Here is a 15,677-nt window from a genome sequence, read left to right as displayed (position 1 = left end):
ACGGAATGTGCATCCTCACTCAGCTGCCCTCCGGCGGCAATCCAGGCCAGGTGCTCGCTTCCTCGGATCGTCCCTTCCAAAGCGGAGGTCCTGTGCCCGATCGGGGCGCAGGCCCCGCCACCCCAGCCTGGCCGATTTGCGGCGATACAATCCGTTTTCTGATTAGCCAGATCGGGAGGATCCCTGGCGTCAACGCGCCAGCAAGTGTCAGTCCAGCGTCATCCGGATGTCTTAGCAGGGCAGATCTCTTGAATTTGTTCATGCCGGCAACTCCTCTCCCCGCTCGAACGTAGAGGTATCGTTGCGGTTCCGGCGCGCGCTCGAAAAGCGAGTGACTGCCAGCCGAGCGATCATGGCGATCTCGATGAAACCTGCTGAGGCTTCTTTAATCGGCGATTGCCTGGCCGCGGCTCGGCGTAAGGAGATGGCGATGGCAGGCTTGGCAAGCGCTTGTAGCTCCAAACGAATGCTGACCGTCGGCGCTAGTGGCTCTCGTCGTCGGAAATATCTTCCAATGTGACGCCGGCAAGTTCCTCGTTCAGTTTTGCTATGTCGCCGAGCGACAGGATGCCGGTGATTTTTCCACCATCATCAAAAACCAAAAGGCGGCGCATCTGAAGCTCGGACATACGGTGGGCCGCCTCGCGAAGCTCGGTGCTTTCCAGGCAGCTTTCGATCCCGCTCGTCATTATTTTCGAGATTGGCCCGGCGATATCGGCGTTTTCGGCGACGGCGCGCACGACGATGTCCCTGTCGGTGACAATCCCGAAGACCTCATTCCCAATGACAGGGATGACACCGGAATCAATTTCCGACATAAGCCGCGCAACATCGCGGATGCTGACATGGGGCGCCACAGTCACTACCTGTCTCGTCATTACGTCTCTTACTTGCATGCTGATCTCCTGGCTTGGCCCCCGAATCAAAACACCCGGGCCAGCTTTGTGGTTCCACTCAAGCGCCTGTTCGCTTCATGGAGACCGGTCGGCTGTGCATGACCGGCACTGCCGCGGCACGTCTCCAGCGCAGCGGGAACCTGGGCCCCGGAGCGAAGTTCAATTCTTCAAAGGGCCAAAGCGAAAGACGACGATTTTGAACGCAAACTGGATCCATTTGTGCATCGACATGCAGCGGATGTTTGCCGAAGAGACGCCCTGGCATGTTGCCTGGATGGCAAAAGTCTCTCCTGCCGTCGCAGAACTTGTCGCACGTCACCCCGAAAGAACTCTCTTCACGCGTTTCATCCCGCCTGCGCGCGCCGATCAGATGCCAGGTGCGTGGCAGGCTTATTACCGCAAGTGGAAGGATATGACGCGTGAGCGCATTGGCGAGGATATGCTCGATCTCGTCCCGGAGCTTCGCCGTTTCGTACCGCCTGCCCGAATCTTTGACAAAATGACCTACTCGCCATGGATAAGCGGCAAGCTGCATGCAGCGCTGCAGGCAGAATCCGTCGATACACTCGTGGTCACGGGCGGTGAAACGGATGTGTGCGTGCTAGCGGCGGTACTGGGCGCGATCGATCTTGGATATCGCGTGCGCCTGCTGACCGATGCGGTCTGCAGTGGCGCTGACGACACGCACGATGCCTCGCTTGCCTTGCTCGGAGACCGTTTCTCGGTGCAACTCGAGCTCCTGGAAACCGAGAGTTTTCTGAGGGACGCATCAAGGGTCCAGTTGCGATGAGGCGCACGCCTTGGATGCAGCGGGGCGACCCCGCGGAGATCGTCTCCACAGGGTCAATCGAGATTACTTGTTCAGATCCTTTGCCATCTGAAGATGGTGTTCCAACGCAGGACGGGTTTTTGCGGCCCAGGCCTTGAGCTCGGGATTGTCCCCCTCCTCGCCATAGCGCTTGAACAGATCGACGGCCTCCTCGTGCACGTCTTCCTGGTCGGAATGATAGAGTTTGGTGAAGTCGTCGCCCTGGAGCTTGCTGAGATCATCGAGCATGCTTTTGTGTGACGATGTCATGGAGGCCGGGACAGCTGCCTTGACCTTACCGCCGGCAATCATCGCCTTCAGTTCCTCGGAGGTCTTTTGGTGATCCGCCACCATCTGCTGGGCGAATGTCTTCGTCTTGTCATCGGCGCGTTCGAGCGCAAGCTTGCTGGATTCGATTTCGAACATGTCACTGCTGGCTGCTTCGAGTACGAAGTCTTCTGTTTTCGGCGCCATTCCCATGACCGAGTTCACGCCGGTTTTCTCGGCTGCCGATTGTGCAAAGACCGAGGTAGTGGCGGCGGCGAAAATGATCGAAGCGGTTAGAATGTTCTTCATGAGGACCTCCTTTTGGACCGGGATGCAAAACAAGGATCGGTGCTAGTTGTTCCCGGGCGCGAGGAACAATGCGACGCAAGCGAAGTTGCTTGCCAATCAGAAAGGAGCCGCGAATGCCCGCCATCGACATTTCCACGCGACCGGTTGAAGAGATTGCATCGCAGCTTTCGGCCATGAGCATCGAAGAGGTTTTCCTGGCGATGCGGCAGCTGGAGACCGCCAGCGAGGCCGTCGACGTCGCCGGGCGCGAGCAGATACTCTCGCGCATCGCGCTGGTGGAGGAGGAAATCGAAGCCCGGTTTCCAGGACAGCTACTTGCCCCTTATCGAAACTGGAAGAAAACCCATCCACTCTTGTAGATGCCCTCGCGCATCTTCTGTAGCCAGAGGAGGCTAACATGAGCAGTTCTGACAGGACCACCGATCACCAGACGATCCGTGACTGGGTCGAGGAGAGAAAAGGCCGTCCCTCTGTCATCCGCACCAAAGGTAAAGGAGGCCTGCTTCGCATCGATTTCGGCGAAAAGGAAGAGGCGTTTGAGGAGATCGGCTGGGACGAATTCTTTCAGATCTTTGACGAAAACAAGCTGGAATTTCTTTATCAGGAGGAGACGAAGGATGGCAAAACGAGCCGGTTTGCCAAATTCGTTGAGCGAAATTAGACTTGGCGTCTGGCCTTGATCGGAACGGTGACGATGAATTTCGACCAGCAGAGAGAGATTGCCGAGCGGCTTGGGGTAGCAAATCGGTTCGATCAAGCCACAGAGGCGCAACGTCGCATACGGTTTCTCGCCGACTATGCGCGCGCCGCATCCTGCCGCTCCCTTGTGCTCGGCATCAGTGGGGGCGTCGATTCCCTCGCCGCAGGTCTGCTTGCGCAACACGCCGCCGCCTCTCTTCGCGACGTTGGATACAGCCTCCAGTTCATCGCAGTTCGCCTTCCCTATGGCAAACAGGCAGACGAGGATGATGCGCAAAAGGCACTGGAGGTCATTTCACCGGATCGGATCGTGACCATCGATATCAAACCTGCCGCCGACGCCACGCTCGATGGCGTCAGGCGCGAGGCGAGTGATCTCCTCGAACAGAAGCGACTTGATTTTCATCTTGGAAACATCAAGGCCCGCCAGCGCATGGTGGCTCAATATGCGCTCGCCGGAACGACGCGCGGCCTTGTCATCGGCACGGATCATGCGGCCGAGGCGGTCATGGGCTTCTATACCAAATTCGGCGACGGCGCCGCCGATATCCTGCCGCTCGCGGGCCTCACGAAACGGCGCGTGCGAGCGCTAGCAGCGCATCTCGGTGCACCGGATGATCTGGTCTTCAAGATCCCGACCGCCGACCTTGAATCCGATGCGCCTTTGCGGCCGGACGAGGATGTCTATGGCGTGACCTATGATGAGATTGACGACTTCCTGGAGGGCAGGGACGTAGCGCAGGCGGCTGCGCAAAAGATCCTCGCTGCCTATCAGGCAAGCGAGCACAAGCGCCAGCCGCCATTGTCGCCGGGCTAAGGCTGGCCCGACCTGGTGTTCCACTGATCGTACGCTGGATGACGGAGAGCCTAAGATCGGACCATGGTCCGTATTGCAAGGAGGGGGGCGGTGATATGTCTCGATCTCATGGTGGGAGATCGAATGAGAACACCGCTGCTCGCCGATTTAAGGCATGCAATAAGCTTTCTGTCCTCTCTGAATGAGATAGAACGCCGGTCCCTCGTCCTGCGGATCGTCAGTGAACTGGTGCGCCATCGCGAAGGCGTGCTCGGGCATTCGCCCGCAGCCGACTGCGTTTCGATCGACCGGCTTATCGCCGCCATGTCAACCGCAACCAGCGAAATCGCCGGCATGAACGATGACCACCTTCGGCTACTCCTGGAAGAATGCGAAAACCTGGTGGCAGCGCTTCAGAGCATCGCAAAACAGCGCGCGGTGACGACCCTGCACTAACGCCGCGGTGGGCGTCGACGGGTCCGCTCAGACAGGCGCCTTCATTGATGATGTCGGATCGCGCGCGCTCATCAAGATCTGCCGGCTCGATCCTCGTCGCCTCCCGGCGACCCCAACATCGACAGTATCTTTCATTTTCTCCTGCTCTGGGTTCAAAAGGTATCCAGCCGCGCGCGTCTCGATCGACAAGCGCCGAGAATGCGAACAACCACGAGAGGTTGGCGTTTGGTCCGCTAGCGTACAGGCATGCATCAATCGCGCGTTTGAAGCGTTTGAAGGTGATCATGACTTCTTGGGAGAGCTCAGATGGCTGACGATACTGCCGCGCCGCGACCACGCCTGTCCACATCGGCCAAACAAAGACGGGAAGCCTTCGAGGAAACAGATCGTGTGGCGCGCAGCGCAGTGGAGGAGGAAAGCCGGCGCCGCAGCGAGAAGAGCGCGAAATTGAAAGCGGCAAGGCAGCAGGCCCAACAGCAGGGTTGGGACCCATGACGGCAGGCAGCGCGGAAGGCTCGGCGGACACGAAAAGATGCCACCTTCAGGAAAAGCCTTGCCATTGCCATTCTGCCGTCGCCGTTTTTAAGGCGCCTGGCTGAACCACACCTACCAGGAAGCGATACGATGCCCACCGACGCGGGCGGGGCATGCGCTGTCGGAGGTAAACGGTGGCCTCAATCTTAGAGCGGCGATCCGAGTATCGCCTTGCAAAGGATGATTTTTGTTGCGAACGACCGATCAGACCGGGGGTGCCCCGCTTACACGTGACCCGGCCTTGGAAAAGACCTCGCGTCCGCCAACTGCATTTATCGCCGCTCGCCTTTTGGTCGCGGCAGAGCAATCCGAAAAAGGACTGATCTATGTTGCATCGGGCGAGGGCAGCGCACGCGCGATCTTTGATGCGGTAGCCTGCCTTGCGCCAGACCTGAAGCCTGTCTTCTTTCCTCCCTGGGACTGTCTGCCATTCGACCGGGTACCGCCCTCGCGGCAGTCGATGGGACTCAGAATGGAGGCGCTATGGCAATGGGCGCACGGTGACGGATCAAGATTGCTGGTAACGTCGCTCGATGCGCTCCTCCAACGCGTGCCGCCTCAAGCGGTGATCGAGGCAAGCCGATACGAACTCAGCGTGGGTGAGCCATTTGACCGCCTCGCCTTTGAGCGTTTCCTGCAGCGAACGGGCTATATAGAAGACAGTGTCGTTGACGATCACGGCGAATACGGCATTCGTGGCGAATTGATCGACATCTTCCCCGCCGGAGGGGAGCATCCTGTGCGGGCCCTGCTCACGCACGGGGATAGGATCCGGGAGTTGCGCAGCTATGATGCGCTGACGCAACGGACGCAAGGGAGCCTCAACACGATCTCGTTGGGACCGGCCTCCGAAGCGATACATCGCGACGGGCAGCCCGAAGGTACCGAGAGTGCGCCGTCTCCATCGCAGTCCGACATCGCACGGCACCTGTTTGGTCTTTATGGCAACCTTCAAACTGCGTTCGATGCGCTCGGCGAGGTGCCAATGATCTTTGCAGCTGGTTCCGAGACGCGCGCCGAACGTTACCTCGCCATCATCGACGACGCCAGGCAGGCCGAGCGTGTCTTGCGCGCAGGGACGCTGGCAGAAGCACAATCCCTCTATCTCGACGAAAAAGAATGGCAGGCGGCGAGGAGGAAGGTCGCGTTACAGGAATTGGATCTTCGGGGCGGCGAGCCTGTCCCGAAATTCTTCGAGACGCCACGTCCCCGTCGGGCAGTTGCCGACTTCATCGAAACTGCGCTCGGCCATGAGCAAAAGCTGGTGCTGGCAGGGCGTGGGGATGTCTTCGACACCCTGCGCAGGCGCGCCGAACGGATCGGAAATCTCCGCGCCAGGCCCGTTCTGCAGTGGTCCGATGTTGAAAACGCCCCGCCTGGATCTTTGCTCACACTTGCCGGCGACCTGGAGCAGGGCTTCGCCTCTGCCGCCGATAATCTCGTCGTTATCGGACTTGGCGATGTCCTTGGATTGCGATCGCCCGCAGGCGCACAGGCGCTTTCCGAGCCCGAACTGCAACTGGGCGATGCGGTGGTTCACGAGGATCACGGGATTGGTATTCTGGCTGACCTGGAGAGCTTGCAGATTGATGGGCTGATCCAGGACACAGCCCGGCTCGAGTATCGCGACGGCGCATCGATCCTCGTTCCGATGAAGGATTTCGGCAAGATCTGGCGATATGGCGGCCAGCCGGAGGCCGTGCCGCTGGACCGCCTTCACACGGAAGCATGGGCCAAGCGCCGGCAGACGATCGCTCGCGATATCGCCCTTACGGCCCGTCACCTGCGCCGTCTCCAAAAGCAGAGACAGGAGGCAAAAGCGCGTTCCTTCGTGGCTCCTCTTCGCGACTACGAGCAGTTCGTCTCTCATTTTCCCTACATTTTGACGCGCGATCAGTCTGAAGCCATCGATGCCGTTCTGACGGATCTCGCCTCGGGGAGGCAGATGAGCAGGCTCGTGTGTGGCGATGTCGGTTTCGGCAAGACAGAGATTGCGCTGCGGGCTGCAGCCGTTGTGGCGCTTTGCGGCGCACAGGTCGCCATCGTGGCGCCGACAACCGTTCTGGCGCGCCAGCACTTCGAGACATTTGAACGTCGTTTCGCGCGGACCGGGCTCAGGATCGCCATGTTGTCCAGGCTTGTGTCCAGGAAAGAAGCGGCAAGGATCAAGGCCGGACTGGCAGACGGTGAAATCGACATCTTGGTGGCGACCCATGCGATTCTGGCGCGAGATATCAGATTTGCCGATCTCGCACTGCTGGTCATCGACGAGGAGCAACGCCTGGGAACACGCGCCAAGCAGAAAATGAATACTCTTTCGCCCGGGCTTCACCGGCTCACCATGTCGGCAACGCCCATCCCACGCACCCTCCAGGCTGCGATGGTTGGCATACAGGATGTCAGCCTGCTGAACATACCCCCGGCGCGCCGCAGGCCCGTGAGGAGCCATCTCGTCGAGGCCGACCCAGTCGCCATGCGCACGGCGCTCCTGCGTGAGCACCGGCGAGGCGGGCAAAGTTTCGTCATCGTTCCACGCATTGAGGATATCGATCATCTTGCCGGGATGCTCAAGGAGATCGTTCCCGAATTAACGGTCAGGATCGCGCACGGAAAGTTGCGTGCAACAGCCCTTGACCGGGTCGTGGTCGATTTCGCAAATGGCGACGGCAACGTTCTTCTGTCGACCAACATCATCGAGAACGGCCTTGACGTACCGCGGGCCAACACGATCCTCATCTGGAATGCCGATCGCTTCGGTCTGTCTCAATTGCATCAGTTGCGGGGTCGGGTCGGTCGCGGCCAGGCGCAAGCCGTGGCCTATTTCCTGACAGAAGCGCAGCATCAGATTGCGGAGGAATCGCGCCTTCGGTTGTCGGCCCTCGTCGAACACGATCGGCTGGGAGCGGGGCTGTCGATCAGCCTGCAGGATCTTGATATCAGGGGCGGAGGCGATCTAACCGGTGAGGACCAGGCCGGCCATATGAAGGCGATCGGCATCAGCCTCTATCAGAAGCTTCTCGAAGACGCGATCGCCGCAGCATCGAAGAGGTCGTCTTCGTCAAATGGGCCGGTTTCGACGGCGCTCGGCGAGAGCGCGTCGATACCCGCCGATTATATTCCCGATCCAACATTGCGCCTGAACCTTTACGCTCGTCTCGAAAAAGCGTCGTCTGTCGGCCAGATCGATGAACTTGCAGAGGAGTTCGAGGATCGATTCGGCGAGCTGCCCCCGCAGATCGTGACCCTCTTGCGGCTCGCCAAACTCAAGACCGTTGCCCGAAATTGCGGTATCGAAAGGCTGGAGGCCGGCCCGACAGGACTGGCGGTCGGCTTTCGCACCAGGCCCAAACCCAGCCTTCTGAAAGTCCTGTCGCGCGGAAGGGACGCTGCGTTGCATCCGGATCGCATCGTGTTTGCGACCCCGACGAACTCGGGCAATGAGCGAATTGGCTTTTTTGAGGATCTGTTTGCGCCTTTGATGATGTCGCCACCGTTCGACAAGGCAGATTCTCATCGTCGGAGGTAATGACATGGAGATGGTAACGATGATCGGCTATGCGGCCTCTTTATGTTCGGTAGCAAGCTTCGTGCCGCAAGCGCTCAAGATCGCGCGCAGCCAGGAGACGGCGGCGATTTCGACAAGAATGTACCTTCTGACCGTCACAGGCTTTGCCTTGTGGACACTGTTTGGTCTGCTCCGCAACGAGCTGCCGATCATCCTGGCAAACGCAGCCTGCTTCTGTCTCTCGACCTTTATACTTGGCGTCAAAATGCACGCGCGCGCAAAGCGCCGGCAGTGAAAGCCGCATCGTGAGGATGGAACACTACGAGATCTATCGCCGAAAGGGCCGATTTGCAGCCTGGCCGGCCAACTACGGAGCTTGGGCCTGGGACGCGGAAGTGCTTGCAGTGTTTGCCGCAGGATGGAAAGGAACCCAGGGAAGATTGCATGCTCGAGACAAGAACAGCCCCTTTCCACCGCTGCAGGCCCGCAGTCTCGATGGCGGTCGTACATGGGCGATCGAGCCCTTCAACGCCATCATTCCCGGCGGCGAAAGCTTGTCGGCTGACGAGCATCTTTCTTCGCGGCTAAAGGCGGGAGTGCATTTCGATGGCGCCGTGTTGGGGCCTCCTCGGACCCCGGTAAATTTTCTCGATCGGGAAACGATCGTCATGGCCGCCCGCACGGGGCTTGGCGGGAGTGCACTCAGCTGGTTTTACGTCAGCCGTGATCGCGGCAAACACTGGGATGGCCCCTATGCCTTCAACGGATTGATGAAGGACGGTCTTGCTGCACGCACCGACATCGTCGCTCTTTCGGAAAATAAAGCCCTGTTCATGTTGACGCGCGCCAAGGCGGACGGAACGGAGGGGGAGACCTTTTGTGCGGAGACGTGTGACGGTGCAAGAAGCTTCCGCCTGATCGGAACTCATGTCCAAAACCCCGAAGGCTACGCGATCATGCCGTCAAGCGCCAGCCTTCCCGACGGAAGCATCCTGTCGATCCTGCGATGCGGGCACGGCGTCGACAGTCGCGGCTGGCTTGACGCCTATCGATCTTGGGATGGCGGCTGTACATGGCATCGCCTGGGTAGGGTCGTCGACAGCACGGGCAGGGGCGGAAACCCTCCCAGTCTGGCTGTGTCGGCGGAGGGGCGCCTGTTCTTGGTCTATGGTGTCAGAGATCGGCCTTTCGGCCTGCGCCTGAAAACAAGCTCGGATGGCGGCAGGACCTGGTCTTTGGAACACATCATCCGCAACGACGGGCGCCTGCCCGATCTTGGCTATGTACGTTCGATCCTGCGCATCGACGGAAGCCTCGTCTGCGTCTACTACTTCAACGATGGCGACGAGCGTTATATCGCCGCCTCCATTATCGATACGAGCGAGCTTATATGAGATGCCGGCGCCGCAACAGGCTCAGCCAGAACGCGGATCGGGACCTGCCCAGACGATGCCGGATCGAGTTCCTGTGGCTTCCACGTGCCACTCGATCTGAAAGCCTATCCGTTCCAACGCAGCCAGAATGTCCGCCCGATGGTCCGCTCCCATGGCACCAAGGGTCGCATTCAAAGCGGTAAGCCCGCCCTGCCTGTAGATTTCGATATATTGGTCGATGATGATCGGTGCTTCCATTGCCGTCGCCACTCCCTTCGCTGCAAGAACACCCAAACCACACGCAAGTTCCAGGCCTCGCGTCGTTCTGATGGTCGTGATGCTTAGCACCGAGCATCGAGGCTTACATCGACGGACGAACGAGCCAAAGGTCGCGTCCCCAGCGGGGCCGTGACGTCGCTATTTTCCGGGAGACAGCACTGCAATGTCTGCCATCGTACAGACGCTCATTCCAAGCCGTAGCCTGGGAACTCGAGCGGTCAGAAAACGTTTGATAGCCGGGTCAAAACAGGGATGGTACCGATGAGCAACAATCGCAACGAATGGATCGCCGAGCGTGCCTATTCTCTTTGGGAGGAGGCTGGCAAACCCTTTGGCCAGGATGAGATCCATTGGCGCCAAGCCGTACTTGAGCGCGACCTCCTGGAAAAAACGCAGGCGTCCGCCGACGGCAGGGAGGTGATAGAGCGTCCGAGGCTGGCGCTATCGCAAAACGAGCCGCGCAGTGTCCTCGTTGTCGAGGACGAGCATCAGCTTCGCTACAATATTGTCGACTTTCTCGATCAAGCCGGCTTCCGGACGCTGGAGGCTGCCAATGCCGATGAGGCGCTTGTCCTTCTGAAGAACAACGTCATAGACACGCTCTATACGGATATCGACATGCCTGGAAGCATGGATGGCCTTGGGCTCGTTGCCAAGGTGCGCATATCCTGGCCGTCGACGCGGGTAATCGTGACGTCAGGGCTGGTAAAGCTCTCGCATAAGGATGTCGCCGCCGGCGTCACCTTTGTCGCGAAGCCGACGGCAGGGTTGGAACTTCTAAAGCTGATGGCCTAGCAAAACGGCGTCAGCCATGACTGCTGCTTGCGAGCATCGAGATCTGTGGTTTCGGTGCTCTCAAGATCAACCGGCTCAGCGACAGATGCCGAGCATCCCGTCTTTTCTTCCGGCGAAAAACCTTCATGTCCCGAGAACCGGGACGCAGGAGCCGCTGTCGTCAAGGGCTATGGCGCAGTCCCGGTGCTGAACGCCCGAGCCTGATGCATGGGCCAAGCTTGTCATCAGCGCGGTTGCAAGGAGCAACCGATTGATCCTGGATAACATCAGAACCCGTCCTCGTTCGAACGCAGCGACAGAGCTGAACTTGGTTCCGAGGCGCCGCCTGCGTCTGACTAAACCGTGAGATTGGCTGCCCCGCATTCGTTTTGGTCTTAAGGCGGAACAATGAGCCCGAATCGAGGTTGACACCTTGCAACCAACGCAAAACCCCTGGAGAATCACATGCGTACGAAAATCATTATCGCGTCTCTCTTCGCTCTCGGCCTTGCTGGTCCGGCCCTGGCCCAGTCCAATCCGGCGCCGACAGGAGCCACCATCGACCGCAACACGAACGATGCCGGCGGCGGCGCGTCCAGCGACGTCAAGAAGCCCATGTCTACCGATAACACCACAACCGGCAGCACGAGCTCCAATGGTTCAGCCAACGCAAACTGCAACGGCAACGAAGCTGCCAGCAGCACTGGCACCGGCAACCTGCAGACGCAGGGCGGCAGCAGCAACGCAACGCCGATGGACGAGGCCTGCTCGGCGCACAACAATTAACCTGATCCAGCTGGAGGAGCAGCCTGCTCCTCCAGCTGATTTGCCTTCTCTCAAGGCCATCGGCCACGCCCAGGTCTTCAGATCCTCGTTTCGATGTCATGAAGGCTGCCGGTTCGATCAGGGGCACCTCCAGCCGTCACCCCACGTCCTTCATCGTTGATAATAAAGCCGAACGGGTCTCCGACGCTCGAGTGCAAGGAGGATCCACACCAACGCACGTTCCTGCCCGAGCCCGAGCGACAAGCTATACCATTGCTGGCGAGGCACCGTTCAAAAGGAGCCTCGGCCGGGGCGCATATACCCTGAAAGACGATCAAGGGCAGTCGGGAGCCACAAACCGCCATTGACAGTCAAACGCGTGAACGATGAAGGGATCACAGGACGACTCCGGTCGGCGCGCGTTACACCACCAGCGCTTATCTGTAGCTGCACTTCATTGATCTGCGACTTGCGATGCCCCCTGGCCGGGAGGAATGCCAGAGGGCATCTAGGTGGAGGCGACGCCGGTATCGGACCGGAGGTCGGGAAGGGGGGACCATCGTCTCACGCGAACGCAACCTCGACCAGGATGACTTGTTCCCACGAAGCGGGATGGTAGCCAGGACAATTTCGCCGGATTTGCCCCGACAGCAGTGCGAGCCTTACACGACTGTTGCCGAGCGATCAGTTCCCCGCCGCACGCATTCAGGGTTCTCGCGGCCAATCTCAGACCCGCTCGTCAATCCGCCTCACGGCATGCACGCATATCGACAGCAGGATGATGAGGGACCTTGTCGGAAGACGTCATCAAGATTGGACCTATTTGGCGTATCCGGGCAGAGAAGCTGAAACCTCGCCCCAGGCCTATCACAGCGAAGAGGCGACGGCGATCGAATACACGGCGATCGAATACCTGGATGTCGTGCGGCCTCGGCAGTAGTGTTGCTCAATGATCGGCAGAGCGAGGTTTAAACAGCGCAATCGCAATCTGATCCAGTGCGCCCGGTTTGGCAGAGAGGTAATAACCCCCGTATCGCTCCGGGATGTTGATTCCAAGATGGGCAGTTGCGAAGACGAACGGTATCCCAGTCTCCTGGAGCCGCTCGGCGATTGGGAACACCAGTTCTCCGTCCAGTCTGATGTCGAGAATGGCGCCATCAGGCGTAGTGCTGTCGATCAGGGCGAGTGCGCTTTCGACTGACGAGGCCGGGCCGATGACGATTGCCCCGGCGCTTTCCAAAGCGCGTCGCGTCTCGTCGGCAATGAAATAATCATCCTCGACGATCAGGACGCGCTTGCCGTTCAGAAGGCGATCGATTTCGGCGCCCATTGGCTTTTAACCTCGTCTCGCTTCAGTGCTCGAATTCTAAAACTCGTACCGAATCTCACCTTCTGTCCTTTATATCGCAGCCACAAGGCCGATAAGCGCCTAATCCGGAAAAGGGTAAGAAGTTCCTCGCGGGCCTGTGAGTGCGATGAGCGCGCGAGCCGCGACAGTCGGCAAAATCCGATCAAGCTCCTGACATACAGCAAGCGCGGCGCTCCGACAGCTCTGGCGCCCAATAAAACAGCTTTCATCAAGCCGCCATCCAACATTTTGCGACATGCCGATCCACGTTCGCCCCTCAAAATTATCTCTTTGAACGCTCGAGGAATGGGAACAGTCAATGGCTGTGCAGGTTATGGATCCGTCGCTCGCCGACTGCCGTGAGAGGGTGCGCCGCTATAAGCTCGAGCCCCGCTTGGGGAGGTCCATCGTTACGGATGCCGTGACGGGAAATGACGGGACGGGCGGCGTGAAGTCAGGGAGGAAATAGTGCGCGTTCTTATCGTCGAAGACGAGCCGATCATTGCCGCGGACCTTGAACGGATCGTGTTGGAGGAGGGGCACCAGGTCGTTGGGCTCGTTACGACGCTGGAGCAGGCTCTTGCCCATGCTCCGCGTACGGATGCCGCACTTGTCGATCTTAGTCTTTCGGACGGACCAAGCGGTGCTGCATTGGCGCGCCGACTGATCGACCGTTTCCAGATCAAGGTAATCTTCGTCACTGGCGCGCCAGGGGCCGTCGGCTCTGGCCGCGAAGGGTCGCTCGACGTCATCGTAAAGCCCTTCTCCGACAGCGCTGTCCGCCGAAGCCTGGCGAGAGCGTTTGCGCAGCGCTCCGCGATCGAATAGGCATAGACAAGACCGGTCCCCGCCGAAGAAGCTGAATGTCGAGAAAGGCAGGATGCGGATCATGTTTGTCCAAGACCGGGCAATGATCTGGACATGCCGGCTAGCCTCGGACATGTCATCTTCGGCCCTGCCAAAGACACGCGGACGGGCCGCTCTCCCGTCCAAGGCACTCATTGACGTTCAGCCGGCTGATGGTCCGCGGTTCTTGAAAAGAGGCGCGCCTATCGAGACATGGGACGCCGTCATATGGAACCGGCATGCCTGAGATCGTGCTCGAGACGAAAGCCGGCATCGGCGACGTCATGCCCGCGGCAAAGGATCGAGGCACGCGGTTATGCCATAGAGGCGGAAGGGGCGGGGGGAGTTGTAGCTGAAACCTATTTCGCGGCGCCTGAAAAGAAGCGTCGGCTTAAACAGAGGGCGAAGGCGTTTCCCGTGATCTGGATTCCAGGCACGTTCGGCACCGTGATCTTACCCGAAATGATCTGGCGGCCGCAACAGCCGCCAGATCTGGAAAATGCGTTATCGCTTATACGCGGTTCGAGCCGTAACGCTGACGCTCCGCATCGATCTGCTCGCGCGTGTAGGGCTGCGCGGTCTCGTCAAAGCGGCTCCAGCCCTGCGCCTGATAGCTGGCTCGGCGTGCGTTATAGTCAACCGGCCGAGACTGATGAAGGATCGTCCTGGCTTCAGCAAGCCGAGTTTCGTCCACTCTTGCGGTAACGACCGAGCCGCCGCGGCGGACGCCTTCGGCGTAGAAGTTCGCTTCTTCTTCGGGAACACCCTCTTTGATCATTGCCCCGACCATCCCGCCGACCGCGCCGCCGGCAATTGCGCCTGCAGCTGCACCAGCGGCGGTGGCCACAAGCCAGCCCGCAGCCACCACTGGTCCAACCCCCGGTATCGCCATCAGGCCCAGGCCTGTAAGTAGACCACCCGCGCCACCGGCCACGGCACCGACGCCTGCGCCTGTGCCCGCGCCTTCGGCAGCATAGCTTCCCTGTCCCTCCACCTCGGCACCATTGGCCTTATTCGTCACAATGCTGATATCATCCGAAGATATGCCAGCATCCTCCAGCGCCCGAACGGCCGCCCTGGCATCGTCGTAGCTGTCATAGAGTCCCGTAATCGTCTGCATGTTTGTATCCTCGATCTGGTTCTTCAGTGTCACTTGGCCATTGTCACGTTGCCCTGGAAGTCCAGAGAGACGCCGGACTCCTTGCCGTCCTTTTTGGCACTTGCCCGCCATACGCCCTGGTCATCGAGCTTGAGGCCTGAAACATCGGTATAGCCAGCCGCTTCGATCCTGGACTTGGCCTGGTCTTCGGTGAAACTGTTCTTGCCAGCGACGGGCGCGCCAGGATTGTGTTCAGTGTTGACGGCCGGCGTGGTCTGCGACGTCGCCGGGGTTTCGCTCTGGGCGAAGGCGGCGATTGGCGAAAGCAGCAGGCCAAGCGAAACTAGCGCGATCTTATGCATGATGGTCTCCTCGTTTGCTCAACACAAACTTCAAGAAAAGCAAAAGGTTCCAGATCTTAGGCGATTGATTGCACAGCGCTTTGCAGGGTAGCGCGGCAAAGGCGGAAGCATTGACCGGGCGGCAGCGACGGTAAGGGAACGAAGGCCTTCGGAATGATCTGGGCTACGCTCGTGGCATCGAAAAAGTGGCGGTTTCCGGTGCCACGGCCACGGGTCGACCAGACAATCGCTGCTGCGTGCAATGGACTTGCCGAGATATCGGGTTCGGCAGTAAGGCATGCGGGAAAGTCATTCGGTTTGAGGCCGCCGATCCTGTCCTCGCACGAGCTGGACAGCCTTTGGCAGGGCACTCAGGCATTCCGGTGCCGCTCGTTCCTGAGGATCAGCGGGCAACTTCATTCACGCTCTGCGCGACAGGGGTCGGTTCCCCGGGCGTGAAAAACAGGAGATAGGTGAGTGCGACTAGGATCGCGATGATGAAGATGGTGAGCACGAACTTGATCATGCTCCGGCTGGTCTTTACCTCGGTATTGCTCATGCCAGCGTAACTATTGATCAAAC

The 15,677-nt window shown here is 59.4% G+C and carries 19 protein-coding genes; 12 read left to right on the top strand and 7 right to left on the bottom strand.

The window, feature by feature from the left end:
• Positions 1 to 482 precede the first annotated feature (482 nt).
• A complete protein-coding gene (locus tag AC1DF8_RS22385) occupies positions 483 to 878 on the bottom strand; it encodes a CBS domain-containing protein (protein WP_478155057.1) in 396 nt (131 codons plus the stop codon).
• 214 nt (positions 879 to 1,092) lie between these two features.
• Between AC1DF8_RS22385 and AC1DF8_RS22380 the strand changes: the two genes are divergently transcribed.
• Positions 1,093 to 1,686, top strand: a complete 594-nt coding sequence (locus tag AC1DF8_RS22380; protein ID WP_478155056.1) for a cysteine hydrolase family protein — start codon at positions 1,093 to 1,095, stop codon at positions 1,684 to 1,686.
• A gap of 63 nt (positions 1,687 to 1,749) precedes the next feature.
• Here the strand turns inward: AC1DF8_RS22380 and AC1DF8_RS22375 are convergent, their stop codons facing one another.
• Complete coding sequence (locus AC1DF8_RS22375) at positions 1,750 to 2,280, bottom strand: DUF4142 domain-containing protein (protein WP_112543752.1); 531 nt, start codon at positions 2,278 to 2,280, stop codon at positions 1,750 to 1,752.
• A 113-nt stretch (positions 2,281 to 2,393) separates the two neighbouring features.
• On the opposite strand from AC1DF8_RS22375, the gene AC1DF8_RS22370 reads away from it, so the two are divergent.
• From AC1DF8_RS22370 to AC1DF8_RS22335, 8 genes are all read left to right on the top strand, one after another.
• Positions 2,394 to 2,639: a hypothetical protein gene (locus AC1DF8_RS22370; protein WP_112543753.1), complete on the top strand. Its 246-nt coding sequence runs from the start codon at positions 2,394 to 2,396 to the stop codon at positions 2,637 to 2,639.
• Positions 2,640 to 2,677: 38 nt separating this feature from the next.
• A complete protein-coding gene (locus AC1DF8_RS22365; RefSeq protein ID WP_112543754.1) occupies positions 2,678 to 2,941 on the top strand; it encodes a hypothetical protein in 264 nt (87 codons plus the stop codon).
• 27 nt (positions 2,942 to 2,968) lie between these two features.
• The gene (nadE, locus tag AC1DF8_RS22360; RefSeq protein ID WP_478155095.1) at positions 2,969 to 3,796 is read left to right on the top strand and encodes an ammonia-dependent NAD(+) synthetase; all 828 of its coding nucleotides are present in this window, start codon (positions 2,969 to 2,971) and stop codon (positions 3,794 to 3,796) included.
• Between the two features lie 63 nt (positions 3,797 to 3,859).
• The gene (locus AC1DF8_RS22355; RefSeq protein WP_162735840.1) at positions 3,860 to 4,231 is read left to right on the top strand and encodes a hypothetical protein; all 372 of its coding nucleotides are present in this window, start codon (positions 3,860 to 3,862) and stop codon (positions 4,229 to 4,231) included.
• A gap of 306 nt (positions 4,232 to 4,537) precedes the next feature.
• Positions 4,538 to 4,726 (top strand): hypothetical protein, encoded by a 189-nt coding sequence (locus AC1DF8_RS22350; RefSeq protein ID WP_113207877.1) that lies wholly within the window; start codon positions 4,538 to 4,540, stop codon positions 4,724 to 4,726.
• A gap of 229 nt (positions 4,727 to 4,955) precedes the next feature.
• Entirely contained in the window at positions 4,956 to 8,291 is a 3,336-nt protein-coding gene (locus AC1DF8_RS22345) for a TRCF domain-containing protein (protein WP_478155051.1), read from the top strand.
• A 4-nt stretch (positions 8,292 to 8,295) separates the two neighbouring features.
• A complete protein-coding gene (locus AC1DF8_RS22340; protein WP_113207878.1) occupies positions 8,296 to 8,565 on the top strand; it encodes a SemiSWEET transporter in 270 nt (89 codons plus the stop codon).
• Positions 8,566 to 8,581: 16 nt separating this feature from the next.
• On the top strand, positions 8,582 to 9,664 hold the full coding sequence (locus AC1DF8_RS22335; protein WP_113207879.1) for a sialidase family protein: 1,083 nt from the start codon (positions 8,582 to 8,584) through the stop codon (positions 9,662 to 9,664).
• A 21-nt stretch (positions 9,665 to 9,685) separates the two neighbouring features.
• On the opposite strand, the gene AC1DF8_RS22330 is transcribed toward AC1DF8_RS22335, so the two are convergent.
• Positions 9,686 to 9,901 (bottom strand): hypothetical protein, encoded by a 216-nt coding sequence (locus AC1DF8_RS22330; protein ID WP_113207880.1) that lies wholly within the window; start codon positions 9,899 to 9,901, stop codon positions 9,686 to 9,688.
• 282 nt (positions 9,902 to 10,183) lie between these two features.
• On the opposite strand from AC1DF8_RS22330, the gene AC1DF8_RS22325 reads away from it, so the two are divergent.
• Both AC1DF8_RS22325 and AC1DF8_RS22320 read left to right on the top strand, forming a co-directional pair.
• Positions 10,184 to 10,717 (top strand): response regulator, encoded by a 534-nt coding sequence (locus AC1DF8_RS22325; protein WP_112543832.1) that lies wholly within the window; start codon positions 10,184 to 10,186, stop codon positions 10,715 to 10,717.
• A 444-nt stretch (positions 10,718 to 11,161) separates the two neighbouring features.
• Positions 11,162 to 11,482, top strand: coding sequence for a hypothetical protein (locus AC1DF8_RS22320; RefSeq protein ID WP_112543760.1), 321 nt, complete (start codon positions 11,162 to 11,164; stop codon positions 11,480 to 11,482).
• 925 nt (positions 11,483 to 12,407) lie between these two features.
• Here AC1DF8_RS22320 and AC1DF8_RS22315 read toward each other — a convergent pair.
• The gene (locus AC1DF8_RS22315) at positions 12,408 to 12,791 is read right to left on the bottom strand and encodes a response regulator (protein WP_112543761.1); all 384 of its coding nucleotides are present in this window, start codon (positions 12,789 to 12,791) and stop codon (positions 12,408 to 12,410) included.
• 486 nt (positions 12,792 to 13,277) lie between these two features.
• On the opposite strand from AC1DF8_RS22315, the gene AC1DF8_RS22310 reads away from it, so the two are divergent.
• Positions 13,278 to 13,637, top strand: a complete 360-nt coding sequence (locus AC1DF8_RS22310; RefSeq protein ID WP_112543762.1) for a response regulator — start codon at positions 13,278 to 13,280, stop codon at positions 13,635 to 13,637.
• Positions 13,638 to 14,166: 529 nt separating this feature from the next.
• Here AC1DF8_RS22310 and AC1DF8_RS22305 read toward each other — a convergent pair.
• The 3 genes from AC1DF8_RS22305 to AC1DF8_RS22295 form a co-directional block, all read right to left on the bottom strand.
• On the bottom strand, positions 14,167 to 14,775 hold the full coding sequence (locus tag AC1DF8_RS22305) for a general stress protein (RefSeq protein WP_112543833.1): 609 nt from the start codon (positions 14,773 to 14,775) through the stop codon (positions 14,167 to 14,169).
• Positions 14,776 to 14,804: 29 nt separating this feature from the next.
• A complete protein-coding gene (locus AC1DF8_RS22300; RefSeq protein WP_112543763.1) occupies positions 14,805 to 15,116 on the bottom strand; it encodes a PepSY domain-containing protein in 312 nt (103 codons plus the stop codon).
• A 382-nt stretch (positions 15,117 to 15,498) separates the two neighbouring features.
• Positions 15,499 to 15,654, bottom strand: a complete 156-nt coding sequence (locus tag AC1DF8_RS22295; RefSeq protein WP_183881721.1) for a hypothetical protein — start codon at positions 15,652 to 15,654, stop codon at positions 15,499 to 15,501.
• Between the last annotated feature and the right edge of the window lie 23 nt (positions 15,655 to 15,677).

It is taken from the genome of Rhizobium sp. 05N49 (assembly GCF_056396805.1).
Note: the sequence above shows the minus strand (reverse complement) of the source record. Positions and strands in the feature narration are given on the sequence as shown.

Bases quoted from the DNA above. Each gene is read 5' to 3' on its own strand.
- AC1DF8_RS22385 (WP_478155057.1), bottom strand. From the start codon at position 878: ATGACGAGACAGGTAGTGACTGTGGCGCCCCATGTCAGCATCCGCGAT.
- AC1DF8_RS22375 (WP_112543752.1), bottom strand. From the start codon at position 2,280: ATGAAGAACATTCTAACCGCTTCGATCATTTTCGCCGCCGCCACTACC.
- AC1DF8_RS22370 (WP_112543753.1), top strand. From the start codon at position 2,394: ATGCCCGCCATCGACATTTCCACGCGACCGGTTGAAGAGATTGCATCG.
- AC1DF8_RS22365 (WP_112543754.1), top strand. From the start codon at position 2,678: ATGAGCAGTTCTGACAGGACCACCGATCACCAGACGATCCGTGACTGG.
- AC1DF8_RS22355 (WP_162735840.1), top strand. From the start codon at position 3,860: ATGGTCCGTATTGCAAGGAGGGGGGCGGTGATATGTCTCGATCTCATG.
- AC1DF8_RS22350 (WP_113207877.1), top strand. From the start codon at position 4,538: ATGGCTGACGATACTGCCGCGCCGCGACCACGCCTGTCCACATCGGCC.
- AC1DF8_RS22340 (WP_113207878.1), top strand. From the start codon at position 8,296: ATGGAGATGGTAACGATGATCGGCTATGCGGCCTCTTTATGTTCGGTA.
- AC1DF8_RS22335 (WP_113207879.1), top strand. From the start codon at position 8,582: ATGGAACACTACGAGATCTATCGCCGAAAGGGCCGATTTGCAGCCTGG.
- AC1DF8_RS22330 (WP_113207880.1), bottom strand. From the start codon at position 9,901: ATGGAAGCACCGATCATCATCGACCAATATATCGAAATCTACAGGCAG.
- AC1DF8_RS22325 (WP_112543832.1), top strand. From the start codon at position 10,184: ATGAGCAACAATCGCAACGAATGGATCGCCGAGCGTGCCTATTCTCTT.
- AC1DF8_RS22320 (WP_112543760.1), top strand. From the start codon at position 11,162: ATGCGTACGAAAATCATTATCGCGTCTCTCTTCGCTCTCGGCCTTGCT.
- AC1DF8_RS22315 (WP_112543761.1), bottom strand. From the start codon at position 12,791: ATGGGCGCCGAAATCGATCGCCTTCTGAACGGCAAGCGCGTCCTGATC.
- AC1DF8_RS22305 (WP_112543833.1), bottom strand. From the start codon at position 14,775: ATGCAGACGATTACGGGACTCTATGACAGCTACGACGATGCCAGGGCG.
- AC1DF8_RS22300 (WP_112543763.1), bottom strand. From the start codon at position 15,116: ATGCATAAGATCGCGCTAGTTTCGCTTGGCCTGCTGCTTTCGCCAATC.
- AC1DF8_RS22295 (WP_183881721.1), bottom strand. From the start codon at position 15,654: ATGAGCAATACCGAGGTAAAGACCAGCCGGAGCATGATCAAGTTCGTG.